Source organism: Hyphomonas chukchiensis (assembly GCF_000682695.1).
Classification (GTDB): Bacteria; Pseudomonadota; Alphaproteobacteria; order Caulobacterales; family Hyphomonadaceae; genus Hyphomonas; species Hyphomonas chukchiensis.
Genome location: NZ_AWFG01000011.1, coordinates 76610 through 101517 on the forward strand (window position 1 = coordinate 76610; position 24908 = coordinate 101517).

At 62.3% G+C, this 24908-nt stretch carries 26 protein-coding genes and 1 tRNA gene; 6 read left to right on the top strand and 21 right to left on the bottom strand.

What is annotated here, in order from left to right:
- Position 1: 1 nt before the first annotated feature.
- The 9 genes from HY30_RS04475 to HY30_RS04515 form a co-directional block, all read right to left on the bottom strand.
- Positions 2 to 268, bottom strand: coding sequence for a hypothetical protein (locus HY30_RS04475; protein ID WP_034737555.1), 267 nt, complete (start codon positions 266 to 268; stop codon positions 2 to 4).
- On the bottom strand, positions 265 to 1572 hold the full coding sequence (locus HY30_RS04480; RefSeq protein ID WP_051614819.1) for a type II and III secretion system protein family protein: 1308 nt from the start codon (positions 1570 to 1572) through the stop codon (positions 265 to 267). Before HY30_RS04480 ends, HY30_RS04475 begins: the two co-directional genes overlap by 4 nt.
- The gene (gene cpaB, locus HY30_RS04485) at positions 1569 to 2444 is read right to left on the bottom strand and encodes a Flp pilus assembly protein CpaB (protein ID WP_034737557.1); all 876 of its coding nucleotides are present in this window, start codon (positions 2442 to 2444) and stop codon (positions 1569 to 1571) included. Before cpaB ends, HY30_RS04480 begins: the two co-directional genes overlap by 4 nt.
- Before the next feature lie 209 nt (positions 2445 to 2653).
- Positions 2654 to 3355: a metallophosphoesterase family protein gene (locus HY30_RS04490; RefSeq protein ID WP_051614820.1), complete on the bottom strand. Its 702-nt coding sequence runs from the start codon at positions 3353 to 3355 to the stop codon at positions 2654 to 2656.
- Positions 3356 to 3407: 52 nt separating this feature from the next.
- On the bottom strand, positions 3408 to 4619 hold the full coding sequence (locus HY30_RS04495; protein WP_034737559.1) for an FAD-dependent oxidoreductase: 1212 nt from the start codon (positions 4617 to 4619) through the stop codon (positions 3408 to 3410).
- Between the two features lie 51 nt (positions 4620 to 4670).
- Positions 4671 to 5669 carry a threonine ammonia-lyase gene (locus HY30_RS04500; RefSeq protein WP_034737561.1) on the bottom strand — a complete coding sequence of 333 codons (999 nt, stop codon included), beginning with the start codon at positions 5667 to 5669 and terminating at the stop codon, positions 4671 to 4673.
- Between the two features lie 193 nt (positions 5670 to 5862).
- Entirely contained in the window at positions 5863 to 6735 is an 873-nt protein-coding gene (gene galU, locus HY30_RS04505; RefSeq protein WP_034737563.1) for a UTP--glucose-1-phosphate uridylyltransferase GalU, read from the bottom strand.
- A gap of 74 nt (positions 6736 to 6809) precedes the next feature.
- Positions 6810 to 7067 (bottom strand): hypothetical protein, encoded by a 258-nt coding sequence (locus HY30_RS04510; RefSeq protein WP_034737565.1) that lies wholly within the window; start codon positions 7065 to 7067, stop codon positions 6810 to 6812.
- Between the two features lie 105 nt (positions 7068 to 7172).
- Positions 7173 to 7940 carry an SDR family NAD(P)-dependent oxidoreductase gene (locus HY30_RS04515; RefSeq protein WP_034737567.1) on the bottom strand — a complete coding sequence of 256 codons (768 nt, stop codon included), beginning with the start codon at positions 7938 to 7940 and terminating at the stop codon, positions 7173 to 7175.
- Positions 7941 to 7999: 59 nt separating this feature from the next.
- Between HY30_RS04515 and HY30_RS04520 the strand changes: the two genes are divergently transcribed.
- The 3 genes from HY30_RS04520 to HY30_RS04530 are packed head-to-tail and all read left to right on the top strand — an operon-like array spanning position 8000 to position 10918.
- Entirely contained in the window at positions 8000 to 9130 is a 1131-nt protein-coding gene (locus HY30_RS04520; protein ID WP_034737569.1) for a Re/Si-specific NAD(P)(+) transhydrogenase subunit alpha, read from the top strand.
- Entirely contained in the window at positions 9127 to 9495 is a 369-nt protein-coding gene (locus tag HY30_RS04525; protein ID WP_081812052.1) for a proton-translocating transhydrogenase family protein, read from the top strand. The genes HY30_RS04520 and HY30_RS04525 overlap by 4 nt, the downstream gene beginning before the upstream one ends.
- 4 nt (positions 9496 to 9499) lie before the next feature.
- Positions 9500 to 10918 carry an NAD(P)(+) transhydrogenase (Re/Si-specific) subunit beta gene (locus HY30_RS04530; protein WP_034737571.1) on the top strand — a complete coding sequence of 473 codons (1419 nt, stop codon included), beginning with the start codon at positions 9500 to 9502 and terminating at the stop codon, positions 10916 to 10918.
- On the opposite strand, the gene folK is transcribed toward HY30_RS04530, so the two are convergent.
- The 5 genes from folK to HY30_RS04555 all read right to left on the bottom strand — a co-directional run bounded on the left by folK (position 10915) and on the right by HY30_RS04555 (position 13389).
- Complete coding sequence (folK, locus tag HY30_RS04535) at positions 10915 to 11439, bottom strand: 2-amino-4-hydroxy-6-hydroxymethyldihydropteridine diphosphokinase (protein ID WP_051614823.1); 525 nt, start codon at positions 11437 to 11439, stop codon at positions 10915 to 10917. The genes HY30_RS04530 and folK overlap by 4 nt on opposite strands.
- Positions 11432 to 11797, bottom strand: a complete 366-nt coding sequence (gene folB, locus HY30_RS04540; RefSeq protein ID WP_034737574.1) for a dihydroneopterin aldolase — start codon at positions 11795 to 11797, stop codon at positions 11432 to 11434. The genes folK and folB overlap by 8 nt, the downstream gene beginning before the upstream one ends.
- Entirely contained in the window at positions 11794 to 12633 is an 840-nt protein-coding gene (folP, locus tag HY30_RS04545) for a dihydropteroate synthase (protein ID WP_199286277.1), read from the bottom strand. The genes folB and folP overlap by 4 nt, the downstream gene beginning before the upstream one ends.
- 64 nt (positions 12634 to 12697) lie before the next feature.
- Positions 12698 to 13084, bottom strand: a complete 387-nt coding sequence (locus HY30_RS04550) for a hypothetical protein (protein WP_155839247.1) — start codon at positions 13082 to 13084, stop codon at positions 12698 to 12700.
- Between the two features lie 229 nt (positions 13085 to 13313).
- Positions 13314 to 13389 (bottom strand) — tRNA-Lys (locus HY30_RS04555).
- Positions 13390 to 13453: 64 nt separating this feature from the next.
- On the opposite strand from HY30_RS04555, the gene HY30_RS19045 reads away from it, so the two are divergent.
- Complete coding sequence (locus tag HY30_RS19045; protein WP_162176891.1) at positions 13454 to 14230, top strand: hypothetical protein; 777 nt, start codon at positions 13454 to 13456, stop codon at positions 14228 to 14230.
- Here HY30_RS19045 and tgt read toward each other — a convergent pair.
- Entirely contained in the window at positions 14133 to 15278 is a 1146-nt protein-coding gene (gene tgt / locus HY30_RS04565) for a tRNA guanosine(34) transglycosylase Tgt (protein ID WP_034737578.1), read from the bottom strand. The genes HY30_RS19045 and tgt overlap by 98 nt on opposite strands.
- A gap of 107 nt (positions 15279 to 15385) precedes the next feature.
- On the opposite strand from tgt, the gene HY30_RS04570 reads away from it, so the two are divergent.
- Complete coding sequence (locus HY30_RS04570; protein WP_034737620.1) at positions 15386 to 16240, top strand: SDR family NAD(P)-dependent oxidoreductase; 855 nt, start codon at positions 15386 to 15388, stop codon at positions 16238 to 16240.
- Here HY30_RS04570 and HY30_RS04575 read toward each other — a convergent pair.
- Both HY30_RS04575 and HY30_RS04580 read right to left on the bottom strand, forming a co-directional pair.
- Entirely contained in the window at positions 16237 to 17076 is an 840-nt protein-coding gene (locus tag HY30_RS04575) for a division plane positioning ATPase MipZ (protein ID WP_051614835.1), read from the bottom strand. The genes HY30_RS04570 and HY30_RS04575 overlap by 4 nt on opposite strands.
- A 100-nt stretch (positions 17077 to 17176) precedes the next feature.
- A complete protein-coding gene (locus tag HY30_RS04580; protein WP_034737580.1) occupies positions 17177 to 17641 on the bottom strand; it encodes a hypothetical protein in 465 nt (154 codons plus the stop codon).
- Between the two features lie 67 nt (positions 17642 to 17708).
- Between HY30_RS04580 and panC the strand changes: the two genes are divergently transcribed.
- Complete coding sequence (gene panC, locus HY30_RS04585; protein ID WP_034737582.1) at positions 17709 to 18587, top strand: pantoate--beta-alanine ligase; 879 nt, start codon at positions 17709 to 17711, stop codon at positions 18585 to 18587.
- On the opposite strand, the gene hisC is transcribed toward panC, so the two are convergent.
- The 4 genes from hisC to HY30_RS04605 all read right to left on the bottom strand — a co-directional run bounded on the left by hisC (position 18571) and on the right by HY30_RS04605 (position 24524).
- Positions 18571 to 19662 (bottom strand): histidinol-phosphate transaminase, encoded by a 1092-nt coding sequence (hisC, locus tag HY30_RS04590; RefSeq protein ID WP_034737584.1) that lies wholly within the window; start codon positions 19660 to 19662, stop codon positions 18571 to 18573. The genes panC and hisC overlap by 17 nt on opposite strands.
- Before the next feature lie 80 nt (positions 19663 to 19742).
- Positions 19743 to 20516 (bottom strand): hypothetical protein, encoded by a 774-nt coding sequence (locus tag HY30_RS04595; protein ID WP_155839248.1) that lies wholly within the window; start codon positions 20514 to 20516, stop codon positions 19743 to 19745.
- Positions 20517 to 20540: 24 nt separating this feature from the next.
- Positions 20541 to 22136, bottom strand: a complete 1596-nt coding sequence (locus HY30_RS04600) for a hypothetical protein (protein ID WP_034737589.1) — start codon at positions 22134 to 22136, stop codon at positions 20541 to 20543.
- A 297-nt stretch (positions 22137 to 22433) separates the two neighbouring features.
- Positions 22434 to 24524 (bottom strand): amidohydrolase family protein, encoded by a 2091-nt coding sequence (locus HY30_RS04605; RefSeq protein WP_034737591.1) that lies wholly within the window; start codon positions 24522 to 24524, stop codon positions 22434 to 22436.
- Positions 24525 to 24908 lie beyond the last annotated feature (384 nt).

Sequence of the window (24908 nt, forward strand, 5' to 3'; positions counted from 1 at the left end):
GTCAGCTACCTGTCTGGTTGGCTGAAGCCTGTCCCAGCTCCTGCGTCTTGCCCTCATTGAGGGCCTTCACAGCCTTGACCGCGCGCACACCGGACGAGGCCTCGACCTCACGGGAATTCGGCAGGTTCACATCGCGCACCGATTGCGCCGCGATATTCCGTTCATTCGCGTCGCCCAGCAGGTACACATCCTGATGGTCAAAGCTCGCGCAGCCCGTCAGCACAGACATGCCCACCACCGCACAAACCGTTTTCAAAGCATGTTTCATTGTGCGGCTCCTGTACCTGCGGGTTGAACAATTGCGGTCTTGTCGAGCAGGAAGAGTTCCGCTTCGGTCGGCTCGGCAAACGCGTCAAAGGGCGTCTCAAGCATGCCCGGATGCGGCGCCGGCTGCACAAGGCGCGGCGTCACGATGATCACCAGTTCGCTCTCGTTCTTCTGGTAGCGCTTGGAGGCGAACAGGTTGCCCAGGATCGGCACGCTGCCGAGCCAAGGCGTCTGGCGCACATCATTGGAATAATCGTTCTGGAGCAGGCCCGCGATGGCAAAGGCCTGGCCGTCGTGCAGCTCGATGGTCGTGTCCGCACGCCGGACCGAAATGCCCGGTATCTCGATATTGTTCGCACGGATGCCATTGCCGCGATCCAGCGCCGAAACTTCAGGACGCACCCGCAGGTTCACAAGGCCGTCGCCCAGAACCGTCGGCGTGAAATCCAGGCTCACCCCGAACTTCTTGAACTCGACCGTGATCTCGCCATTGTTGCTCGACACGGGGATGGGATATTCCCCACCCGCCAGGAAGCTCGCCGTATCGCCCGAAAGCGCGACGAGGTTCGGCTCCGCCAGTGTACGGATCACACCCTTCTGCTCGAGGGCCCGCAGCGTGATGTCGACATTCTCGTTCCCGACATTGGTGAACAGCGCGATGGTCTTTTCGGCGATGCCCGAAACCGTGCCGCCTTCGGTCACGCCGACAACATCATTCGCATCGAACGAGTTGCCAAAGCCGATCTCTTTCACGGCCGTCCGGCTCGCCTCGACAAAGCGCACCTCCAGCAGCACCTGCTGGCTCTGCCCCACAGAAAGGCCATTCGCGACGCCGCCCGGCACATGCCGCTCGGCCAGCTGCAGCGCCATCTCGGCGGCAGCGGCCGTGGTCACCTTGCCATCAAGGAACAGGCCATCATGCACGGGATAGACATTGATATCCTCGCCCGGCAGCAGGTTCTTCAGGTCCGTGCGCAGCTCGTCGAGCCCCAGCTCCACCTCGACATCGATCAGTTCCGCAATCTCGCCGGCGGCATTATAGATCAGCACCGTCGTCGTGCCCGGCACCTTGCCACGCAGGAAGAAGGACCGGTCCGACGTCGCCATCGCATCGGCAATCTCCGGATCCGCCACCACAAGCGTGGCAAACTTCGCCTCGGCTTCGACGACCGTGGAGCGACCCTTTTCCAGCACGAGCACAACTGCGCCCTCCGGCGCGCTGCGCTGCAGCCACGCAAATGCAGGCGGCGCCATCATCGCAGCCAGCGCAAAGGCGGCTGCGCAAAACCTGTATGTCATTTTCATTGGCTCGCTCCTCCGGCAGGCGCCTTGGGCGCGGCCACCGGCGTTGTGACTTCTGTCTCGGCGTCACCGTTGATCACGCGGATGCGCGCCGTCGACGGCGCCCGCACGATACGTGGCCGCGAAACAGGCACCGGCGCCTTGCGGATTTCCGCCACGACCTCTGCCTCTTCCTTGCGGCCGATAAGCGCCAGCCCCAGCGCGCCGCGCTGGCTGGCTGCGCCAAGCATCAATGCGTCATCGGGCGAGACTTCAAGTGTCACCGTGTTGGAAGGCCGCGCGCCCTCCAGGCCCTCATCAAAGGTCTGGTCGATGGCCAGCACTTTCACATTCTTTATCACAGACCGCGCAATCACATTGCCCGACATCCGCTCGCCATCATGCGCCCTGCCGCCGCTCGCCTCATCGCGCGGAACGAACTCGTTCACGTCGACGCGGTCTCCCGGCAGCACAAAGCCTGCCACGCCGGTATCACTGCCAACGACGACCGCGACCGCGCGCATGCCGGGGGCAATCGCCGCCGCCAGCGTCAGCACGGATCCTGTCTCGTCAATCTTTGTACGCATCAGCGGTTCGCCCGGCACGATCAGGCCGCGCGCATAGGCGACGTCCTTGATATCCTCCAGGCTGCGCACTGCATCGGCGGGCACGGCGTCTGCCGGCCATGGCGTTGCCTTCAGCGTGGAATGGTCGATCAGGTCGCCGGTCTCGATGACAGACGTCGCAACGATCACGGACGACATTTCAACAGCTGGCATGACGCTTGCTGCAGATGCCTCGTTCTTGTCAGACGTCATGTAGCTGCGGCCCAGAAAAACCGCGCCGACGCCCAGTACGAGCGACAGGCCAAGGCTTATCAGCGTTGTTGCCTTCATAGTCGTGTGTCTCCCAGTCCACGCCCCGTGATTGGGTCAGATTGGGATATTAGGTACGAGGCGATAAGGTCTATTGAAGACGGCGCGCCAAATCTTGGGCGACGACAGAACGCCCTGTTAACCAAAAGACAATCTGTATTAAGCGCAAATGAATCATGGCTTTGCGCTCAAAACATGCTCCGCTGGCATATGGCCTTCGGGCAGTTTTCTTAGCTATGAAGGAAGGTCGGCGCCTTGCCCGGCACCAGGATCGCCGCCGTGAGCTGGCCCCCATAAACGGCGCCTGTATCGACATTGATGCGACGTCCGCCATGCGCCACGTCGGGCTCATTGTCCTCTGTCGGAGAGTGCCCATGCACAACCGTCTGCCCGACAAGGTCCGGTGACGTCCAGCACCGGGCATCGAAGAAATCCTTGCGCCGGGTCCACATCTGCACGCGCTCGCCGCAGTCGGGGAAATTGTGCGGGTCCACCCCCGCATGGACAAAAACCAGACCCTGCTCTGTGTCATGGTGCAGGGTTGGCAGGGACTGCAACCAGTCGAGATGATGATCCGGTGGTCCGTCCAGGCCCCGGCGCCGATAGCTGTCCATCGTTTCTTCGCCGCCCCATTCAAGCCAGTGGCTGCGCGATTCCGCATTCTGCTCGCGCACCGCTTCGATCATCATCTGCTCGTGATTGCCACGCAGCGTCACGGCGCGCGGGCCCATCCGTGCTTCCAGATCGATCAGGTAGTCCACCACGCCGCAGGAATCCTGTCCCCGGTCGATCAGGTCGCCGAGGTGCACCAGCGTCACGTCCGCATCGCGCAGGTACTTGCGCACATGAAAGCCCAGCTGGTCGTGCAGGTCCTTCAAACGGTCAAGCTCGCCGTGAATATCGCCAATGGCGCAGTAAATGCGTTGTGTCATGTCACCGAAATAAGGCGTCGAATGCCGGGAAAAAAGGTCAGCTCCACATGCATCAGCTCTCAGCCGGCCAATGCTCCGGCCTCAGCCCCGTCCCCACCGCCCGCGCAGTCAGCCCTCTCAGGACCGGAACGCAGTTAATCAGTTTGAGAATGAAGGGCGCCTTCAGCGGCGTACCGCCGCGAATAACGGGCACCAGAACACGGTCCTGCGCCGCAATCTGCGCCCGCTGCGTCATCCGCGCGGGCCACTCGCGCCGCTTCTGCACAGCGGCCAGCGCCGCGTCAGGAGCCCGCCCCTCGCGCAGCTCCGGCGCCAGCATGCGTGCCGCCGCCGCTGCATCCTGGACCGCCAGATTGATCCCCACGCCGCCGATGGGTGACATGGCATGGGCCGCATCACCGATGCAGAGCAGCCCGGTCCGCCACCATCTCTTCAAATGGTTCATCTGCACCGTCAGCAGCTTTACGTCATCCCAACTCTTTATCTCGCCCGTCACCGGCGCAAGGTCCGGCGCCAGCCGTCCTATCCGCTCCCGGAACGCTTCCAGTCCCTCGGCGCGGATCGTGTCGGCTGCGCCCTTTGGAAATGGCAGCGCGCATTGCCAATAGTCGCCCCGGTTGATCAACACGAGGAAGCCATCCACGTCAGCCAGTGCCATGGAGTCGAGCGCGCTCTCCGCCGCGCGCGGCAGGCGCATCCAGAACACATCAATCGGCGCCCCCATATCCTCGACCTCAAGGCCGGACTGGTCACGCAACTGCGAGTCGCGCCCGTCAGCCGCCACAGTCAGCACACTGCGCACCTCGAGAGGCCCATCCGGCCCCTCCGCGCGCAAACCCACCACCTCGCCCTCTTCTTCAATCAGGCTCGCCGCTTTGGCCGACATGAACAGGCGGAAGTTGGGTAATTCCCGCGCCGTGTCTGCCACGAAGTCCAGCAGGTCCCATTGCGGCATCATCGCGATGAAACCATGCTCCAGCGGCAGGCGGCTGAAATCGGCTATCTTGTAGGGTTTGCCGGAAATGCTCACCGAAAGATGCTCGGTCTTCTGGTAGGGCCGCATCAGCAGTCCGTCATCAAGGCCCAGTTCCTTGAACAATTGCAGCGTGGAGGGATGAACCGTGTCGCCCCTGAAATCGCGCAGGAAGTCAGCGTGCTTTTCCAGCACGATCACGTCCACGCCCGCGCGTGCCAGAAGGTATCCCATCATCAGGCCCGCTGGCCCGCCGCCAGCGATACAGCATTGACTGGTCAACATGGTCATGGGGCGCTCCTTTGCAGGCGCGCCAAGTGTATCACATGGCTGGTCCGAAATTTAGTCGCGGCCTGCGAGCACATCCGCATAGAGCGCCGCGTCCACATTCCCGCCGGTCACGACCACGCCAACGCGGGTGCCGCGCATCGCGTCGGGCAGTCCGCGCACCGCCGCTGCCAGCGCCGCTGCGCCGCCCGGCTCGCCAACGATCTTGAGATACCTGAAGGCCTGCCGCATCGCTTCGCGCACGTCGGCATCGCTCACCGACAGGCCACCAGCCAGCAGGCGCTTGCCAATCGCGAAAGTCAGGTTGCCCGGCTGCGGTGTCACGATCGCATCGCAGAAGGTGCGCATGCCTGGCGCATTCGCCACGATCTCGCCTGCCGCGAGTGACTTCGCCCAGTCGTCATGGGTCTTCGGTTCTGCCGTCCATATCTTCGTGCCAGCCGACAGCCCCTCAAAGGCCAGCGCGACGCCGCTGATCAGCCCGCCGCCGCCCGCACAGCAGATCAGATGGTCCAGCGGCTTGCCCATGGCCGCCGCCTGACGCGCAAATTCCAGCCCCAGCGTGCCCTGCCCGGCAATCACGTTGAAATCATCAAAGGCGGGCACCACAATTGCCCCGCCGCTGGCCGCCGCAATATCGCGGGCAATCGCTTCGCGGTCTTCACTGTTGCGGTCATAGAGGTGCACTTCGCCGCCATCGGCCAGCACGCCGTCCACTTTCACCTTTGGCGCATCAGATGGCATCACGATCAGCGCCGGCATGCCAAGCAGCCGCGCAGCCCGCGCCACCCCCTGCGCATGGTTGCCGGACGAGAACGCCACGACACCCGCCTTGCGCCCGGCTTCCGGTATCTGCGCCAGCCGGTTCATCGCGCCGCGTATCTTGAAGCTGCCCGTCACCTGCAGGCACTCGGCCTTCACAAGCAGCTCAGCCCCGGCCGCCGCATCGAGCGCCGCATGGGTCAGGATTGGCGTTTCACGCACAACGCCCGCGATCCGCTTTTCAGCGGCCAGGACATCTTCGAAAGTCGGGAGGGAAAGCGTCTCGGTCATGCGCAAGCCCTTAGACCTGCGCGCCATCCAATTCAAACCGCATTCGCCGGGATGCGATCAAAAATACGTAACGAATGGCAATATCGCGTGCCCTGTCCCGCCAACGGACACGGAACGGTCCGAGAAGGGGCACGGAACGGACAGGCTGGCCGCACGAACGGTCATGAAGTGGCACATGAAGCGCCGCAGAAGACTAGAGCCCGCCAGCCATCTTCCTGACCAGTTCGCGTGCGCCCTCAGCCGTTTCCGGATTGTCGAGCGCAAAGGCGAGAACCGCCTCGAAATAGCCGAGCTTCGAGCCGCAATCATAAGGCAGGCCTTCGAACTCGTAGGCGAAGAAGTCCTGCATCTCCATCAGGCGCGCCATGGAATCGGTCAACTGGATCTCGCCACCCGCGCCTTTGCCCTGATCGGCAAGCAGGCCGAACACTTCCGGCTGGAGGATGTAGCGGCCAGTGATGGCGAGGTTCGACGGCGCGGACTCGACCGGCGGCTTCTCCACCATGCCCGACATCTTTATCAGACGGCCATCCCGCGATTCCGGCGCGATCACGCCATAGGACGACACACGCTCTATCGGCACTGGGTCGACCGCTACGATATTGCCGCCCACCTCGTCATAGGCCTTCACCATCTGCGCAAGGCAGGATGGTTGTCCCTTGACGATCACGTCCGGCAGCAGAACCGCGAACGGCTCATTCCCGACAATATCCCGTGCACACCAGATCGCATGGCCAAGGCCCAGCGGCGACTGCTGGCGCACGAAGCTCGCCGTTCCGGCAGGCAGCAAGGTCTCCTGAACCTGCTCGAGGATCGCCGCCTTGTTCTTCTTCTTGAGGGACTCTTCCAGCTCATACGAGATGTCGAAATAGTCCTCGATGGCGCCCTTGTTACGCCCCGTCACGAAGACGATGTGCTCGATGCCCGCTTCAAGCGCCTCATCGACAACATACTGGATCGCCGGCCGGTCAACGACGGGCAGCATCTCCTTGGGAATGGTTTTCGTGGCGGGCAGAACCCGTGTACCAAAGCCCGCAACCGGGAGAACTGCTTTCCTGACGCGCATCGAAGGCTCCTGTAAAAGATCAGATTTGGAATACCCTATCGCCCGGATTGGACGCAAAGGCCAGATGGAGGCGCCTAGACCAGCGCGCTGTAAACGATGATCCCCGCCACGCAGGTGGACAGCAGCATGACCAGCACGGTCGCCAGAATGCGGCGCCCGGAGAAATGGTAGGATGTGTTGAGGCTCTCAGCGATACGGACCTGCAGCGCATGCGCCGGCGACGCCACGTGACGGAACGCACCCGGGTTTTCGATAGCCTTTACCTGGCTCTCGGCAGATGCCTGTTCGGCTTCGGTCTGCGGCAGTGGCTTTTCGACGGGCTTGGCAGCCATGGGGCTCTCCGGTGCATTGGTTACCGGCTTATGGCAGACAGGCCCTAAGTTTTGCCTAACGCAGCGTATTGAAATGGTTAGGCCTTTATTGACCTTGCCCGCGCGTCAGAGCGGCATCAGCAGGTGCCCGCCATCGACCACGATCGTCGATCCGGTCATGAAACTGCCGGCATCCGACGAGAGCAGCAGCAGCGCCCCGCTCAACTCGCCATATTCCCCGAACCGGCGCATCGGCACCCGCTTGCGCATTGCCTCGCCGGCATCGGAGTCGAGATATTCGTCATTGATCTCGGTCTTGAAATAGCCCGGCGAGATCGCGTTCACACGCACGCCGAAGCGGGCCATCTCCACCGCCATCTGGCGTGTCATGTGGTCGACGCCCGCCTTCGACACGCAATAGGCCGTCGTCATCATCTGCGGCTGGTGCGCCGTGATCGACGCAATATTCACGATCGATCCCTTCGCCCCGGCTGCCACCATGGCATTGGCGCCATGCTTGGCCACGCGCCATACGCCGGTGAGATTCGTGTCGATGACGGCGTTCCAGTCCTCTTCGGCCATGTCGCGAAACCAGCCTTCGCGCGACATGCCGGAATTGTTGATGATCACATCACACGGGCGGCCCAGCGTCTCGCCAATCGTCGCAAACGCGTCGCTGACGCTCTTGTCGCTGGTCACGTCCATCGCGACCGTCATGGCCTTGCCGCCGCGTGACCCGATCTCGGCCGCCACTTCTTCCAGACGGTCCATCCGCCGCGCGGCCAGCACGACGTGTGCGCCAGCATCTGCCAGCACACCGGCGAAGTGGCGGCCCAACCCGCTCGATGCGCCGGTGACCAACGCCGTCCGATTAGCCAAACTAAACATACTCATGCCCCTGATCTCCAAATTTGGTGTTGCGTGAGGCAATAAATTGCCCCTATCTCCCCCACATGAAGATATCAGTGCTGAGGGAGCGACGCTCCGGTGAGACCCGTGTGGCCGCAACACCGGAATCCGTCAAGAAATTGGTTGGTCTGGGACATTCCGTAACCGTTGAATCGGGGGCGGGAACAGTCGCGGGCTTTATGGATGATGCCTACAAGGCCGAAGGCGCAAGGATTGGCAGCGATGCCGCCGAAACCGCCAAAGGGGCTGATGTAGTGTTCAAGGTACGTGTGCCGGAAGTTGCCGAAGTGGCATCCCTTCCGGACGGCGTTGCCCTGATCACGCTGATGGACCCCTTCGCGCTTGAACCCGGCCTGCTGGACGCGCTCAACGCCAAGAAAATCGCAGCCCTGTCGATGGAATTCACCCCGCGCATATCCCGCGCGCAGTCCATGGACGCCCTCTCTTCCCAATCCAACCTCGCAGGCTACCGCGCCGTCATCGAAGGCGCACAGATCTATGGCCGCGCCATGCCAATGATGATGACAGCCGCCGGCACGATTGCTCCGGCCAAGGTATTCATCATGGGCGTCGGCGTTGCCGGCCTCCAGGCCATCGCAACGGCCCGTCGTCTTGGGGCTGTTGTTACGGCAACGGACGTTCGCCCCGCCGCCAAGGAACAGGTCGCCTCGCTGGGCGCCAAGTTCATCGCGGTCGAGGATGAAGAGTTCAAGGCCGCCGAAACCGCTGGCGGTTACGCCAAGCAGATGTCGCCGGAATACCAGGCCAAGCAGGCCGAACTCACCGCCAGCCACATCACCAAGCAGGATATCGTCATCACGACGGCCCTGATTCCCGGCCGCGCGGCACCTGTTCTCGTCACCGAGGCCATGGTCAAGACGATGAAGCCCGGCTCGGTCATCGTCGACATGGCCGTGTCGCAAGGCGGCAATTGCCCGCTGTCGAAATCCGACGAGATTGTCGATGTCGGCGGCGTGAAAGTCGCTGGCTTCTCAAACCTCCCTGCCCGCCTGCCCGCCGATGCGAGCTCGCTCTTCGCCAAGAACCTGCTGGCCTTCCTGCCACTCGTGACAGCCGAAACCGGCGCGCTCAACCTCGATACCGATGACGAAATCGTCACCGCCATGCTGCTCACGCGCAATGGCGAAACCGTGAATGACAGGGTGAAATCATGAAACGCCTCAGCAGCCTCGCCGCCTCGGCGTTCCTACTCGCTGCGCCTGCCTTTGCAGACGCCGGCGGCGTAAACCCCACCATCTTCCTTGCCGCCATCTTCGTTCTGGCCTGCTTCATCGGCTATTATGTCGTCTGGAGCGTCACGCCCGCGCTGCACACGCCGCTGATGGCCGTTACCAACGCCATCTCGTCCGTTATCATCGTCGGCGCCCTCGTGGCTGCTGCGGCTGCCGGGCTCACCGCCGACAACTGGATTGCCAAGATCCTCGGCGGCGTTGCCGTGATGCTCGCCAGCGTCAACATTTTCGGCGGCTTCCTCGTCACCCAGCGCATGCTCGCCATGTATAAAAAGAAGGGGGAGTAATCTGATGGATAGTTTCCACTCCACCCTCGCGCCCGCACTCTATCTTGTTGCAGGCGTACTCTTCATTCTGGCCCTGCGCGGCCTGTCCTCCCCGGCAACCAGCCGCAAGGGCAACCGCAACGGCATGCTCGGCATGGCCATCGCCGTCGGCACGACCATTGCGCTGCTCTGGAACCAGCTTGATCTCGCCACATGGGGCATCATCCTCGGCGCTGTCGCCATCGGTGGCACCGTAGGCGCCGTCATCGCCAAGCGCATCGCCATGACCGCGATGCCGCAACTCGTCGCCGCCTTCCACAGCCTCGTCGGCCTCGCCGCCGTGCTGGTTGCCGGCGCTGCGCTCTACGCCCCGCTCGGCTTCGGCATTGCAGACGCAGAGGGCATCCACGTGGCTTCGCTGATCGAGCTGTCGCTCGGCTCGGCCATCGGCGCGCTGACCTTCACCGGCTCGCTGATCGCCTTCGCCAAGCTCAACGGCAACATGGGCGGCGCGCCGATCATGCTGCCCGGTCGCCATGTGCTGAACATCGCGCTGGCTGCAGGCATCGTTATCCTTGTCGGTGTCCTGATGGCCAGCCACGGGCACGCCCACTGGGCCTTCCTTGCCCTCACCGCGCTCGCGCTGATCCTCGGCATCACGCTCATCATCCCGATCGGCGGCGCCGACATGCCCGTCGTCGTGTCGATGCTGAACTCCTATTCGGGCTGGGCCGCTGCAGCGCTCGGCTTCACGCTCGGCAACTTCGCCCTGATCATCACCGGCGCGCTGGTCGGCTCATCGGGTGCGATCCTGTCCTATATCATGTGCAAGGGCATGAACCGCAGCTTCATCTCGGTCATCCTCGGCGGCTTCGGCGGCGACGATGCAGCCGCGGGTGGCGGCGGCGTTCAGGTCGACCGTCCGTTCAAGCGCGGCTCTGCTGAAGATGCAGCCTTCATCATGAAGAACGCCTCCAAGGTCATCATCGTGCCCGGCTACGGCATGGCCGTGGCGCAGGCCCAGCACGCCCTGAAAGAAATGTGCGACAAGCTCAAGGAAGAAGGCGTCGAGATCAAATACGCCATCCACCCCGTAGCAGGGCGTATGCCTGGCCACATGAACGTGCTCCTCGCCGAAGCGCAGGTGCCCTATGACGAAGTCTTCGAACTCGAAGACATCAACTCCGACTTCCGCAATTCCGAAGTCGCCTTCGTCATCGGCGCCAATGACGTGACCAACCCGGCCGCCAAGACCGACAAGACATCGCCGATCTACGGCATGCCTGTCCTCGACGTGGAAAACGCCGGCACGGTCCTCTTCATCAAGCGCTCTATGGGCTCCGGTTATGCCGGTATCGAAAACGAGCTCTTCTTCCGCGACAACACGATGATGCTGCTCGCTGACGCCAAGAAGATGGTCGAGGATATCGTCAAGAACCTCTAGGCGGCGAAAGCGGCCCGGATCGCGTCAGTCGCGTCCGCATCCAGCACGCAATCATCCGGACGGCCCGCCGCTTCAAGCGCGCGGGCCGTTTCCTTTACGGGCACCCCGTTCACCACCAGGCCCGGCGCAATCTCCGCCAGCGGCATCAGCACGAACAGACGCTCATTGATGCGCGCATGCGGCAGGGTCAGCACGTCGCTCTCCAGCGTCACGCCGTCCATCGTCAGAATATCGATATCGATCTCGCGCGGCCCCCAGCGCTCGCGCTCCACACGCCCCAGATCGCGCTCGATGCCCTTCACCGCCGCCAGCAGGTCGAGCGGCGCCAGATCGGTCTCTATCAAGGCACAAAGGTTCAGGAAGTCATCCTGATCGGTCTTGCCCCATGGCCGTGTCCGGTAAACGGACGAGGAACGGACTCGGAAGCACCCGGGAATGGACTCAATAGCCCTCAAAGCGGTCACTAGATGGTCCACACGGTCACCCATGTTCGACCCAAGGCCCAGCGCCGCCTCAGCCATCGCGGCTGCGCGTCACGGACACACCAACATGGTCGACCGCATACTTTATAGGTGCCGATGGCTTGCGCACCGTGATCGTAACCGTCTGAACAAGCTCGAATTTTTGCAGGATGGCCTCAGCCAGCTTGTGTGCCAGTGTCTCAATCAGATTGAACACTGTTGCCGCCGAAACCTCCGTCGCCAGGTCACACAGCTCGCCATAGTGAACCGTATCACTCATCTGGTCCGCCGCATCAGCCGGCCGCGCCACAGCGCAGTCAATATCGACCATGAAGCGCTGTCCGAGCGACTTCTCAGCCGCCATCACGCCATGATGGCCATGGATATGCAGGTTCGAAACGAAAATCCGGTCTGTCATCCTGCCTCGTCTATCGCCTTCAGCATTTTCAGGGCGTCCGCGTGTTCACGTACATCGTGCACCCGCAGGATCGTGGCGCCTCTCTGGACGCTGGCGAGCCCAGCGGCAAGCGTGCCGATCAGCCGGTCCTGCACTTCGCGCTCCAGAAGGCGGCCAATGAAGGACTTGCGCGAGACACCGACCAATACCGGCACATCGAAATCCATCAGTACATCCAGCCGCGCCAGCACGTCGAAATTCTGCTGCCACGTCTTCCCGAAACCGACACCGGGATCGAGAATCACATGCTCACGCGGAATGCCCGCCGCTGCCGCCATGGCAAAGGCATTCGCGAAGAAATCGCGCATGTCGTCAGCAATGTTGATGTCGGGCTGTATCTCGCCGCGATTGTAGGTAACGACCACAGCGCTGTCAGTTTCGGCCACGACTTTAGCCATGCCCGCATCACGCGTCATGCCCCAGACATCATTGATGATGACAGCGCCTGCTTCCGCCGCAGCATGGGCCACCTCGGCCTTGTATGTGTCGATGGAGACAATTCGGGAATAGCTGGCGCAAAGACCCGGGATCACGGCCAGCACACGCGCGGTCTCGTCTTCCGCGCTGACAGGCGCAGCGCCCGGCCGCGTTGATTCCCCGCCAACGTCGATAATGTCGGCTCCGGCGTCATCAAGCGCCTCGGCCTGTTCAAGCGCCGCGCGCGGATCGACGAACATGCCTCCGTCCGAAAAGGAATCGGGCGTGACGTTCAGAATACCCATCAGCAGGACCTGATCCTTTGCGCGGGCCAGTATCTCGTCGCGCAATGCGGCGCGCTTCCTGCGATTTCCGTTCATGGCCATGTCCAAGCAACCTCGCGGCCGCTTATAGGCTTAGACTGCCTCCAAGCAAGCGCAGTCGCTAGCGCTTGGTCTCTACGCCGGGATCGTTCTTCGAATAAGCATCTTCCAGTATTTCATTGTCAGGCGCTGCCTTGAGGGCCCCGGGCGTGGCCTTTCGGCTGCCCTTGTCCGCGTTCAGCGTATCAGGCGTGTTCGGCATGCGCTGATCGCGGGGGCTCACCACGGGATTGCGCTGGGCATCTATATGCTGGCTGTCATCGCCTTCGGGCCGGGGCTGGCCGTCATCGCGAAGCACACCATGGTCACCGCCCATGTCAGTGGCCTCACCGCGGCGGAATCCTGATTCGGCAGTCTCGTCCTTGCGGCCCGGCGTTTCGCCATAGCCCCGCTGCTCGCTGAGGTCCTGTTCGCGTTGCGGGTCTTTGTCGGCTGTTTCCTTGGTCATCTGGATCTCCTTCATGTCTGGAGAACCAATGACTGAGAGGGCCGCACGTTCCGCTTCGAGGGCATGCCTGCCCGCTCTATGGGGGTTTTGGGACGATGCAGGGCTTCGATAAGGTTTCCCGCCGGGTCTCTGACGGGTTCTGGTGTGGGAATTCCTGGCGTATATAAGCGACGTTTTCCGACGCCGCGTCCCGCCTTTCAAGGGCGCGTTTTGTTTGAAAGAGGGGGGATGGTGTGCCCAGCAGGGTTCGAACCTGCGACCTACTGATTAAAAGTCAGTTGCTCTACCAGCTGAGCTATGGGCACGCCGAAGGCGCCATTTAGGCAACGGCGCCTTCCGGGTCAACCGCTACCTGCACAGGATGGCTTGATGTCGCCATATTTTTCACTTCACCCTCGCCTCATGAACGCAAAAATCGCCTATCTGGCCCTGTCATTGGGTCTCGCCGCCTGCGCCAGCAGTCCGCAGTCCAGCCAACCCGTCGAGAACGCGGCGAACCCGTCCCTGCGCGAGGATGTCAGCATGGCGGCCAACAGCGCCATCGCGCAGACGCGCAAGGGCCTGCCGGACGCTGCCCTCTCGCCGCTTGAAGATCTGAACCTGCGCCGGGACGAGATTCCTGAGGTTCTGGAGGGCGTCGAGAGCCCTTACGAGCTGCCGCCAACCATGACCTGCGAGGATGTCGAAGCGCGCCTTGCCAGCCTCGACAGGGTTCTCGGTCCCGACTGGGACACACCTAATCCCGATGACCGGCTGAAGACGGAAATCCTGGCTGATTCGGCAGCGGAAGCGACGCTGAATGCGCTGGCCTCAGAGGCGCGCGGCTTCATCCCTTTCCGCGGCCTTATCCGCAAGGCCACCGGCGCCGACCGCCACGAAAAGAAATACAACCGTGCCTTCAAGATCGGCGCCCAGCAGCGCACCTATCTCAAAGGCTATGGCCTCGCGAAGGGTTGCCCGCCCCCGGCCCGGCCGGATTTCATGGTTCAGCCGGCGCCAGACAATACAATCCAGTTCCGGGGCGACACGCCGCAGCCCCTGCCCGCGCCTAAGCCTCAGGTTCAGCCTTCGGAGACGACTTTGTCGCGGCCCACCGCACCGCCAATTCAGAGCGAAGGGCTTCAAACCGTCCCTCCAGAATACTGAGGCGGATCTCCGCCATCAGCGACTGGAAGAAGGCCGTATTGTGCCAGCTGAGCAGCATGGGGCCCAGATACTCGCCGGCCTTGAACAGGTGGTGATAATAGGCCCGCGAATAGTCACTGCTGGCCGGGCAATCGACCCCCTCGTCCAGCGGTGACAGATCTTCGGCGAACTGCGCGTTCTTTACGTTAACGGGGCCAGCCCACGTCCAGGCCTGCCCATGACGGCCTGAGCGCGTTGGCAGCACGCAGTCGAACATGTCGATGCCACGCGCCACGCTCTCGACAAGGTCTATCGGCTTGCCGACACCCATCACATAGCGTGGCAGATGGTTCGGCAGGTGAGGCACGGTCATGTCGATGGTCGCACACATCTGCTCATGGCCTTCGCCAACGGCGAGCCCGCCCAGCGCGATACCGCCAAAGCCCTGCGCCACGACACCCTTGGCCGACTGCTCGCGCAGGTCAGCGAAGTTGGAGCCCTGGATGATGCCGAACAGCGTCTGACTGTCGCGGTCACCGAAAGCGTCCAGCGAGCGCTGGCCCCAGTCGAGCGACAGCGTGAGGCTCCGTTCGGCTTCCTTGTGGGTGCACGGGAAGTTGGTGCACTCGTCGAGCTGCATGGAAATGTCGGCGCCCAGAAGGTCGGCTTGGATCTCGATACTGCGCGCGGGCGTCAGGCGATGCGTGGAGCCGTCGATATGGCTCTGGAAGGTCACGCCATTAGCGTCCATCTTGCGCAGCTGGGCGAGGCTCCAGACCTGGAACCCGCCACTATCTGTCAGCATCGGGCCATCCCAATGGGCAAAGCTGTGCAGGCCGCCGAGCCGCTTCACGCGCTCCGCGCCGGGCCGCAGCATCAGGTGATAGGTGTTTCCGAGGATGATATCGGCGCCTGCCGACTTCACCTGGTCCATATAGAGCGCCTTGACGGTGCCCGCCGTGCCCACGGGCATGAAGGCTGGCGTGCGGATCTCGCCGCGCGGCGTGGTCAGCGTACCGGTGCGGGCGGCGCCCTCGGTGGCTTTGATCTGGAAGGGGAATGTGGCCATGGGCGAGGCCTATAAGGGTTGCGGCCTTTCCTGCCTAGGGTTCCGATGCGTCACGACTTGTCGCCGCGACATGCGGGGCGCATGCTTAAAGAAAACGAGGGATGGAAATGAAAGATCTGGCTGGCAAGACGGCATTCGTAACAGGCGCAGCATCAGGCATTGGGCTCGGCATCGCGACAGCCCTGGCGCAAGCGGGCGTCAAAGTGATGATGTGCGACATAGAGAAGGATGCGCTCGACATAGCGATCAGCAACCTGAAGCAGACCAATGCGGACGTCGCCGGCGTGATCGCGGACGTCTCCCTGAAGGACCAGCTGCAGGCCGCTGCCGACGAAACGATCAAGCGCTTCGGTAAGGTTCATATCCTCGTCAACAATGCCGGCGTCGGCGGCGCAGGCGGCTATGGTCAGTGGAACGACGCCGCGTGGGACTGGACCATTGGCGTGAACCTGATGTCCGTAATCTGGGGCATCGAGATATTTGGACCGCTGATCGAATCGCATGGTGAAGGTGGCCAGATTGTTTCGACAGCCTCCATGGCGGGCCTCGTGGCTGCTGTCGCGCCAGCCTATAATGTGACCAAATATGGCGTCGTCGCCCTCTCGGAGGGCCTGCGCCCGGAACTCGCACTGCGCGGTATCGGCGTTTCCGTGCTCTGCCCAGGCTTCATCCGCACGAAAATCATGGAATCAGGCCGCAACCTGCCCGGCCGGTATTCGGACAAGATCGACATGGAAGCGGCAGCCGTCCAGGCCAACAAGTCCGAATTCGCCCAGATGGCGGCCGACCTCATCAACAAGGGGATCGATCCGCTTTATGTCGGCGAACTGGTGCGGGAAGGCATTGAGGAAGATTGGCCGTACATCTTCACCGACACCATGTTCGAGTCCGGTGTGGATGAGCGGTTTGCTTCGATCAAGGCAGGCTTTGACAAGATCCGGGACCGGACACCGCGTCACTAGAACTCGATTTCGGCGCCCACGAGTTCCGGCAGCTGCAGAACGATCAGGAGGTCGCGCATTTCCTGGCGCGCGGCCACATGGCTCATCGTGAAGGACACGTTCGAGCCCTTCTCGGTGAGGTCCAGCAGGGTCAGACCCGCCGGGAAGAGTTCGCGATAGATCACGCGCTCGGACAGGCCTGGCGCAAGACGGAAGCCGATGCGCTTGGAGAGATTCTCAAGCGCTTCGCCGACGCGTTCCTTGTTCTTGGCCGCCAGCGGTGACATGCGGTTACGCATCACGATCCAGTCGATCGGACGGCGGCTGGCCTGCGCCTTCTTCTTGCGGCACGACCAGACCATCTCGGAATAGAAGCTCGGCCGGATGACTTCCAGCGTCTGCGGGTTCACGTCGCCCAGCAGGTCAAAGTCGACAAAGCTGTCATTCAGCGGCGTGATCAGGCTGTCGGCGCTGACATGGGCAAGACGCGACAGGAACGTGTCGCCGCCGGGTGCATCGACCAGCACGAAGTCACAGGCTTTCTTGAGGCGCGCGAGGCTGGAGAGGAAACGCTCGGTCTCTTCGGCTTCGGCCTTGTCGAGATCACGCTCGGTGCTGGCATCGACGCGGATGATTTCCGGCATCGGCAGCTTTGCGCCGGTGGACTGCATCCAGCGCAGGCGGTTTTCCAGGTAGCGGGTCAGGGTGCGCTGGCGCACGTCGAGGTCAACGATGCCGACCTTCTTGCCCATGCGCATCAGCGCGACGGACAGGTGCATGGAGACGGTCGACTTGCCCGCACCGCCCTTTTCATTGCCGACGACAATCACACGCGCGTCGCGTTGCTGCACTGACATGTCCGGGACACCCACCTTACTTACTGGGGCGAATCCATCAGCGGGCATGTTGAGCGACTCCACACGTTCTCAGCGGTTAAAACAAACAAGGTCGAAGCCCTCAGGCGACGCGCGACACGCCTTCACTACCGCGACGTGTCGCAGCTGGCATATACATCGGTGCGTCCTCAAAGAGGTAGGCATCTTCGGCCGGCGCGGGACCATAGCTTGCAGCCATTGGTTCGCCGTCGAAGAGGAATGCGTCACCGACGAGCGCGCCGAACGGAGCCTCTTCCGGAATGGCATCAAATACTGGCGCATGCGCCGAAATCTGTGTGAGCAGTGACCGCAGGCCGCTGAGGGCGCCGGACACGCGCGACATCTCGCGCGAGAAGACATGCGCGTCTGCCGAAACCGGCGTTGCGCGACCTTCAAACATCCAGTCGTCGGACATGTCTTCAGGTGCGAATGACCTGACTCTCGGCTCTGGCGCCGTGGCTTCAAGTGTTTTGAACCTGCCAGCAGCGACCCGAAGGGCTGCAGAAAGCGCGAAAGACTTAATCGGAGCGAGGATGCGGTGTGTCATGGCTTTAAATTTCCCTCGATTGGGTTAACAACTCGTTTACTTCATAGCCAGTCGGGGCCTTTTCAAAGTGAATTCGAGTACAGGTAAACCGGTTGCGGTGGTTCGCACGCGCGCCGAGTTGGGACAGCACATCCGGGCATGGAAACAGGCAGGCGAGACAGTCGGTTTCGTGCCCACGATGGGTGCCTTGCACGGGGGACACCTCTCCCTCGTTGAAAAGGCACGGGAAAAGGCCTCCCGCACGGTCGCCAGCATCTTCGTGAACCCCACCCAGTTTGCGCCGGGCGAGGATTTCGACACCTATCCGCGCGATCCTGAAGCCGACATTTCGAAGCTCGCTTCGGTCGGGTGCGACCTCGTTTATTTGCCAACAGTTGAAGAGATGTATCCCGACGGAAATACCACCAACGTGCGCGTCGAAGGCATGTCGGACCTGCTGGATGGCGTATATCGCCCGCATTTCTTCTATGGTGTGGCCACTGTCGTCGCGCGCCTCTTCCTGCACGCACAACCAGACGTCGCCGTTTTCGGAGAGAAAGACTACCAGCAGCTGCAGATCATTCGCCGCATGGTGCGCGACCTCGGATTTCCTGTGGATATAATCGGGGGAGAGACGACGCGGGACGCTGACGGCCTCGCCCAGTCGTCGCGCAACCTCTACCTCACCGCCGATGAGCGAATCGCTGCGGGCGCCCTGCAAGCCGCCTTGCACCGCGCGTCAGTACGGCTCGCGATCGGTGTGACCCCATCCGTGGCCCTGGACGAAGCGCGCGCCCTCGTGACGGCAGCTGGCTTCCGGAAGCTGGACTATATCAGCCTGGTCGATCCGGACACGCTGCTCGACCTGCCGGATGTGCCATTGGCACCAGGCACTGTGGCCCGCCTGCTGGGTGCAGCGTGGATGGGCAAGACCCGCCTCATCGATAATATCAGTGCGACGCGGTGAAGTCCTTCAGCGCGGCCAGCACGGCCTCGTTGTCCTCGGCTGAGCCGACACTGATACGCAACCGCGTCGGCAGGCCGTAGCCGCCAACGGCGCGCACGAGGATGTCGCGCGCCTTAAGCCACTCATTCGCCGCTGCCGCCCGTTCGGCTGAGCCAAAGTCGGGAATCACGAAGTTCGCGTGCGACTGAGGCGTCGGCAGGCCCATAGCGTCCAGCGCCTCGATCAGCTTGCCCCGCCAGAGCGTGTTGTGCTCGCGGCTCTTGGTCAGGAAATCCGTGTCGCCGATGCTGGCAATGCCCGCCGCGACCGCGAGGCCGTTCACATTGAAGGGCCCGCGAATGCGCTGGAACACCTCTGAGACACCCTGCGGCAGGTAAGCCCAGCCGAGGCGCGCGGCAGCCAAGCCATGGATCTTGGAGAAGGTGCGCATCATCACCGTATTGCTGCGCCGGTCGACCAGGTCGCGGATCGCAGCCTCGTATTCCGGGCTGACATATTCGGCATAGGCGCCGTCGATAACGAACAGGACATGCGGTGGCAGGGCGTCCTGCAGGGCCGTCAGCGCCTCCACCGACATCATCGTGCCGGTCGGGTTGTTGGGGTTCGCGAGGAACAGGATTTTCGTGCGCTCCGAGACGCCGCCGAGGATGGCATTGGCGCCGGCCGTCAGGTCCGTCTCGGGCACCGAAATGCAGGTTGCGCCGTGCGACATGGCCGAGACGGCGTACATCGAGAAGGCGTGCTCGGTCTGGAGGATCTCGTCGCCGGGACCGGCATAGCACTGGGTGAGAAGGTGGATGATCTCGTCGGAACCGGACGAGACAGCAATCCGGTTCGGATCGGCAATGCCGGTTGCCGCAGCAATCGCCTCACGCAGCGCGCCATAGCCCGGATCGGGATAGACGTGAACGCTGCTCGCCGCCTCGCGCATGGCGTCGATGGCCTTGGGGCTCGGCCCGAAGGGGTTCTCGTTGGAAGCCAGCATGGCCACGCGCCCCTTGGCACCGGCCAGCTTGCCGCCGGGCACATAGGGCTTGATGTTCAGGACATGCGGAAGGGGACGGATATCACTCATGCCGCGCGGTTACACCAAACTTGGTGTGTGGGGAATGGCGATTTCATCCAGGAAGCGCTCAGGATGAGCCACGCCCCGACCTAGTTGACCGAGCCGTACTCTGCACCGGCTTCGGTGAAATAGGCCCGCCAGAAGGCTTTCACATCAGACAGCGGCAGGTCGTATATCTGCCGGGGCACGATGCGGGCAACAACCTGGACATGGTCCATGTGGGGCTTGGTCTCGGCCGCCTTGGAGCCAAGATAGGCGTCATAGTCCGCGCCGACCTTGTAGAACGAGAAACCGTCCGAATGCTGCATCAGGTCCGATACGACCACGACGCGGCGGTTCTCGGCGCTCGACTGGAAATCGGCCCTGTCGGCAATCGTGTAGAGAGACTCAAACAACGGCGAGCTTGGCTGGCGCGTGTCCTGAAGGGCCGTTTCGATTTCGGCGATCAGCGGCTTGTAGAAGGTCGACTGCCAGGTCTGCTCGATCATCTTCGGGTTCTGCGTGATCGGGTTGGCATCGGCAACGCTGCCCGGTGAACATTTGACGAAGATGACCTTCGGATCATAGGGGCTCGCCGCATTCGGCGTCATCACGGTCAGCCGGCCATATTTCGGCAGGGCACGGGCCTCGTTGTCGACAAACTCGTGCACCCAGTCGAGGTCGTTCGGATTGAACGGGTCTGACTGGTCCAGCAGGATGACGGTATGGGCGGGGTCCTTGCGGTCCACACGGCAGGCCGTGTCCGGCATGACGGAGGGCGGAATGTTGAACGCCACCAGCGCGAACAAGCCGAATACGCCCGCCAGCATCGCGCCGATCATGCCACGCCAGAACCAGGGTCCTCTTTCTCGTCTTCTAGCCATTGTCTTGCCTCCTGCCGCCCGCTGTTAGGCGCGGCGAGCCTCGTCCACGGATACGAAGGCCTTGCCGGCGGACTTGCCTTCACGGACCTTCTCGATTTCTTCGCCCACTTTCTTGTCGATGCTCGAAAGGCCCTTCTGGACCTGCTGGATATGCTGCTCCAGCCACTCGCGGGTCATGTTCAGCGCTTTCAGGTTCTGATCGATTGCCTTGATCGCGGCATTCGCCTGCTCACGTTCCTTCGTATAGTCGAAGGGCGGCAATTGGGGCGTGACGATCTCGTCAAAGTAAGCCGGGCATGCGGCCTGCTCGCCGAGCTTGTCGCGCAGCTGGTTGCGGGCACGTCGGTGGGCCTGACGGTAGGCCACCTTGAGCGAACGCTCCTGGTCGGCGGCCTTGGCGGCGATCGCCATGGCGATGTCGCGGCGGGCTTCAAGCTCGTTCAGGGCTTTCTCGATTTCACGCTTGGCCGAGACATGGCGTGAGAGCTGGGTCTCGAACCACATGCGGCACTGGGTGAAATAGTCCGACAGGTCGTCGCGCACCTCATTGCGCACCTGCTGACGGCGCTCATAGGCCTTGCGCTCCTTGCGCCAGACACGGCCATAGCCGGGGTAGCGGTCGGAGATGCGGTCATAGCCTTCATAGACGGCGAGGCCGAACACGGTAAGCCCCATGAAGAGCAGACCAAGCGCGATGAAGCTGTGCAGGCCAATGATGTTCGGGAACATGCCGGCGATCACATCGCCGGGCGCAATGTTGAACATGGAGAACTCACCCATCGTGCCGGCAGCTGTGGCAGCGATCAGGCCGGTTTCGACAGCGTCGCGGAAATGGGCGACGAAGAAGTTCAGCAGGATGCCGCTGGTCAGGCCGACCGCGAGAACAACACCGCCGATGATTTTCATGGCAATGTGCGGATGGTTCAGCGCATAGCGCATGCCGAAGAAGCCGGTGATCACACCGAAGCACACGTTCACGGCGCTGACGGCGAAAGCGATCATCAAGCCGCCGAGAAGGCCGGAGGCCTGCGCATCCTTGAAGAGGAGCGCGTTGAAGCCGCCTTCGAGCAGCATGATGAAAACAAGGATCGCGACCGTCTGCTCGACATTCTTCTTAATGTCGGGCGTGCGGTCACCAATCCGGTCGCCGTGGCGGGCGCGGAACTGCTGGAGTTCCACAATGGCGGCCGAATGGCTCTGCTTGGCCTCGCTGACATCGTCGAGTTCGTAGTGACGATACTCGTTCTCTTCCGACTTGATCGCTTCACGCAGCTGGTCGGGATAGATGTCGATGGGCGTGCAGTCGTGAATGAAATTACGGATGCCCGCTGCGGTCGTGCTGAGCCAGGTGGTGAGCCCCCGGCGCACGGATTCCGCGCGTTCTGCAATCTGCTGTTCGCGTTCGCTCCACTGGTCCTGCGTGATCGCATCGGACGCAGGAATGGCGTCTTCGGCATCCTTCTTGGCGTCGCGCTTGGTCAGCGCGCGATTGAAGCCGAGTTCGCCTTCGGCCAGCTTACCCTTGAGGCCGAACTCCGACATGTCAGCTTTCAGGTCGAGCGGCTTGATTTTCGACTGACAGCCGACGTCTGCGCCCCAGCGCACAGTTTTCTTCAGCATTGTATCACCTCTTAACAACGGAAGGCTTGGTATTAACCTTCGCCCACAATGCGCCGGACCCGTAAACTAAGCCCTAAAGCCGCATCATTCTTGCAGATAGGTAATGATGGTTAACGCACGGCCCGTTGCTTGGGGCCTGTCTGTTAATTTTCCGAAACTATTCAACCAATTGCGTTAACGACAAAGGCCGCAGCATGCCCTTTCGGGGCCGCTGCGGCCGTAAGATTTTGCTAAGGCCTGCTGAACTTTTTGCAGCGCCTGCCGGAACAGGTTTTACAGATAGCGCGTAGCTGCCGCCTAATTGGCCCCGGCAGGCGCCATCACGTCTGGAACCTCGGTGAACGGCTTGATGCCGAAATACGGGTAGATCTCGGTCGGGAAATAGATGGTCCCGTCCTTGGATACGAGTTCGATCGTCTTGATCGCCTTCAGGTCGTCGAGCGGGTTATCGGGCACAAGGAAGAAATCCGCCTTCTTGCCGGGCGTGATCGAGCCAAGCTCGTCGCCAAGGCCCATATAGTCAGCTTCTTCCTGCGTGGCGCGGGCGAGGATCTCGGCCGGCGTGAAGCCGATCTTCTGGTAGAGTTCCAGTTCGCGGTGCAGGGTAAAGGCGCCGCCCATGTCCGTGCCCATCAGGATGAAGATGCCGCGATCCTTCATGCGCTTCAGTGTGCCGGTGATCTGGTCGAAGGCGCCGGCATAGGCGGCATCATCTTCCGGCGTTTCGATATTGGACCAGGCGGCGCGGGCATCGCGCTGTTCGCCGACGGGCATGTGATCAATATAGTCCTTCACGCCTGCCTGCACTTCGCCATTGCGGGAGAGAAGCAGCGCCTCGTGGATCTCATAGGTCGGATCGATGGCGACCTTGTTCTCGACCATGAGGTCAAGCGTATGCTGGACCTGCGGACCGTCGAGATCAACCTTGGGCAGGCGCTGGAGGGCGGTGAGGCGCAGCAGCGTGCGCGTGTCCTCAGTGGGATCAAGCACCCAGCCGAGCATGACCTGGTTGATATGGGTCATTTCGTCATAACCGGCTTCGATCATGTTATCGGCATTGGTGAAGGCCGGGACGTGGCCGGTGACGCCGAGGCCGCGCTTCTTCGCTTCGGCGACCATGGCAGGCACCCAGTCCGGGTTTATCGAATTGTAGATCTTGATCTGGAAATAGTCGCCCTGGTCAGCATACCAGTCGACGGCCGCGACGGCTTCTTCCTCGCTGGAGACGAGGATGCCGTTATTGGAGTTGAACGGGCTCTTGCCCTCGATGAAGCCGTTCTTGACGATGCGCGGGCCGGCGAGCGTGCCGTCCTCGATCTTGCCGATCAGCTCGGCGAGTTTGGCATTGTCATTGCCCATGTCGCGGATCAGCGTGACACCGGCGGCGATGTTGAGCAGCGCGTCGTCCTGGCCGACATGGCCGTGCATGTCCGTCAGGCCGGGGATCAGGGTTCCGCCATTGCCGTCAATGACGGTCTCGTCGGGATGGCTGGCGTTTGCCGCTTCGATGGCCTTGATCGTTGTGCCTTCGACGAGAACGGAAACCGGGCCGGTCAGCGCCTTCTTCACCGGATCGAAGATGCGCACATCAGCGATGCGGACGGGCGTGCCGTAATTGTGGGCGGTTGCGGTCTGGATCGTCTCGTAGCGTTCGGAAGCGAGGCGCGTGGCCAGATTGGTGAGCTGGGCCTCGGCGCCTTCATAGCCTTTGCGGATAACGAGGAAGCGCGGGCTGATGACGGCGAAGAAGGCGTCATCCTCATCCATCAGGAAATAGGTCGGGTCGAGGCTTTCGCCGGTCAGGGCATAGGCTGTGGTGCCGATGGGCTCCGGACCGCCCTCGACGGTGACGTTTTCGATTTTCTCAAGATGGAGCGCGCCGGCCGGATAGGCCGAGAGTGTCTGGTCATCGTCGGCCAGGAGCGCGTGGGCGTAGACCGCGAGCGCATAGGGCGAAGCGTTCTGGGCGATATAGATTTTCGCCTCGTCGGCGTCGGCCATGCCCGGGCCGGTCGTATCGACCCAGCGGGCGGTGCCGTCATCGAGGGCGAAGGTTTCGGTGACCTTGTTGCCGAACGTGGTGTTGCCATCGACGGTCCAGCTGACGGGAAGACCGTCCTCGCCGAGGAGAATGGTCTCGGCCATGGTCGGACCGCGGCCATTGTTGCGGTATTCGTAGTCGACCTTGATGCCGGGGCCTGTGGTCACAGCCGTCATCTCGCCGATATCGGCGCCGAAGAGGCGGACCGTATAGGTCTCGGTTACCGGCTCCGGCGCTTCGGGCGCTTCGGCCTCGACGATGGTTGCGGGCACAACTTCTGTCTCGTGGGCACAGGCGCCGAGAAGGAAGGCGCCGCCCAGCGCCATAAGAGTGAGCCGGTTGATCATCGCGTTGCCTCCGCCGTGTCGCGCGCCCTTGCGGCGCGATCAGCGGATTAGGTGGCACAGATGATCCGGGGAATCCAGATTGGAGGGCAAATGCTGGCGACGCCTGTGAGGGCGCTTGGGGGTGGTTTGGGTTTTTCGGAGGCTGGATTCGCGGTCAGGTGTCCGGCAGCGGCAGCCAGTAGCCCCGTGTCCCCTGCGCAGGCAGGGGCGCGGGCGTGCGACGGGCCGGGATTCGCCGCCCCTGCCTGCGCAGGGGACACGGACTGATTATTTTGTCGGCCAGGGCGAGCGCCCGGCCCAGCCTCTCCGATACCGGTGCACGGAAAATGCACGAATGATGCACGGACAGATCGTCGGATGCACGAATGAGGATAACCCGACCGG

What these genes read in the sequence shown, in the direction of transcription:
- HY30_RS04580 (WP_034737580.1), bottom strand. Translation starts at nt 17,641, where the DNA reads ATGACACACCGCATCCTCGCTCCGATTAAGTCTTTCGCGCTTTCTGCA.
- HY30_RS04510 (WP_034737565.1), bottom strand. Translation starts at nt 7,067, where the DNA reads ATGGCTGCCAAGCCCGTCGAAAAGCCACTGCCGCAGACCGAAGCCGAA.
- HY30_RS04530 (WP_034737571.1), top strand. Translation starts at nt 9,500, where the DNA reads ATGGATAGTTTCCACTCCACCCTCGCGCCCGCACTCTATCTTGTTGCA.
- galU (WP_034737563.1), bottom strand. Translation starts at nt 6,735, where the DNA reads ATGCGCGTCAGGAAAGCAGTTCTCCCGGTTGCGGGCTTTGGTACACGG.
- HY30_RS04490 (WP_051614820.1), bottom strand. Translation starts at nt 3,355, where the DNA reads ATGACACAACGCATTTACTGCGCCATTGGCGATATTCACGGCGAGCTT.
- hisC (WP_034737584.1), bottom strand. Translation starts at nt 19,662, where the DNA reads ATGAGTGATATCCGTCCCCTTCCGCATGTCCTGAACATCAAGCCCTAT.
- HY30_RS04500 (WP_034737561.1), bottom strand. Translation starts at nt 5,669, where the DNA reads ATGACCGAGACGCTTTCCCTCCCGACTTTCGAAGATGTCCTGGCCGCT.
- HY30_RS04575 (WP_051614835.1), bottom strand. Translation starts at nt 17,076, where the DNA reads ATGTCAGTGCAGCAACGCGACGCGCGTGTGATTGTCGTCGGCAATGAA.
- HY30_RS19045 (WP_162176891.1), top strand. Translation starts at nt 13,454, where the DNA reads ATGTCGCCATATTTTTCACTTCACCCTCGCCTCATGAACGCAAAAATC.
- HY30_RS04605 (WP_034737591.1), bottom strand. Translation starts at nt 24,524, where the DNA reads ATGATCAACCGGCTCACTCTTATGGCGCTGGGCGGCGCCTTCCTTCTC.
- HY30_RS04550 (WP_155839247.1), bottom strand. Translation starts at nt 13,084, where the DNA reads ATGACCAAGGAAACAGCCGACAAAGACCCGCAACGCGAACAGGACCTC.
- HY30_RS04600 (WP_034737589.1), bottom strand. Translation starts at nt 22,136, where the DNA reads ATGCTGAAGAAAACTGTGCGCTGGGGCGCAGACGTCGGCTGTCAGTCG.
- HY30_RS04595 (WP_155839248.1), bottom strand. Translation starts at nt 20,516, where the DNA reads ATGGCTAGAAGACGAGAAAGAGGACCCTGGTTCTGGCGTGGCATGATC.
- cpaB (WP_034737557.1), bottom strand. Translation starts at nt 2,444, where the DNA reads ATGAAGGCAACAACGCTGATAAGCCTTGGCCTGTCGCTCGTACTGGGC.
- folK (WP_051614823.1), bottom strand. Translation starts at nt 11,439, where the DNA reads ATGGCTGAGGCGGCGCTGGGCCTTGGGTCGAACATGGGTGACCGTGTG.
- HY30_RS04570 (WP_034737620.1), top strand. Translation starts at nt 15,386, where the DNA reads ATGAAAGATCTGGCTGGCAAGACGGCATTCGTAACAGGCGCAGCATCA.
- HY30_RS04525 (WP_081812052.1), top strand. Translation starts at nt 9,127, where the DNA reads ATGAAACGCCTCAGCAGCCTCGCCGCCTCGGCGTTCCTACTCGCTGCG.
- HY30_RS04480 (WP_051614819.1), bottom strand. Translation starts at nt 1,572, where the DNA reads ATGAAAATGACATACAGGTTTTGCGCAGCCGCCTTTGCGCTGGCTGCG.
- HY30_RS04515 (WP_034737567.1), bottom strand. Translation starts at nt 7,940, where the DNA reads ATGAGTATGTTTAGTTTGGCTAATCGGACGGCGTTGGTCACCGGCGCA.
- tgt (WP_034737578.1), bottom strand. Translation starts at nt 15,278, where the DNA reads ATGGCCACATTCCCCTTCCAGATCAAAGCCACCGAGGGCGCCGCCCGC.
- folP (WP_199286277.1), bottom strand. Translation starts at nt 12,633, where the DNA reads ATGAACGGAAATCGCAGGAAGCGCGCCGCATTGCGCGACGAGATACTG.
- HY30_RS04475 (WP_034737555.1), bottom strand. Translation starts at nt 268, where the DNA reads ATGAAACATGCTTTGAAAACGGTTTGTGCGGTGGTGGGCATGTCTGTG.
- folB (WP_034737574.1), bottom strand. Translation starts at nt 11,797, where the DNA reads ATGACAGACCGGATTTTCGTTTCGAACCTGCATATCCATGGCCATCAT.
- HY30_RS04495 (WP_034737559.1), bottom strand. Translation starts at nt 4,619, where the DNA reads ATGACCATGTTGACCAGTCAATGCTGTATCGCTGGCGGCGGGCCAGCG.
- HY30_RS04520 (WP_034737569.1), top strand. Translation starts at nt 8,000, where the DNA reads ATGAAGATATCAGTGCTGAGGGAGCGACGCTCCGGTGAGACCCGTGTG.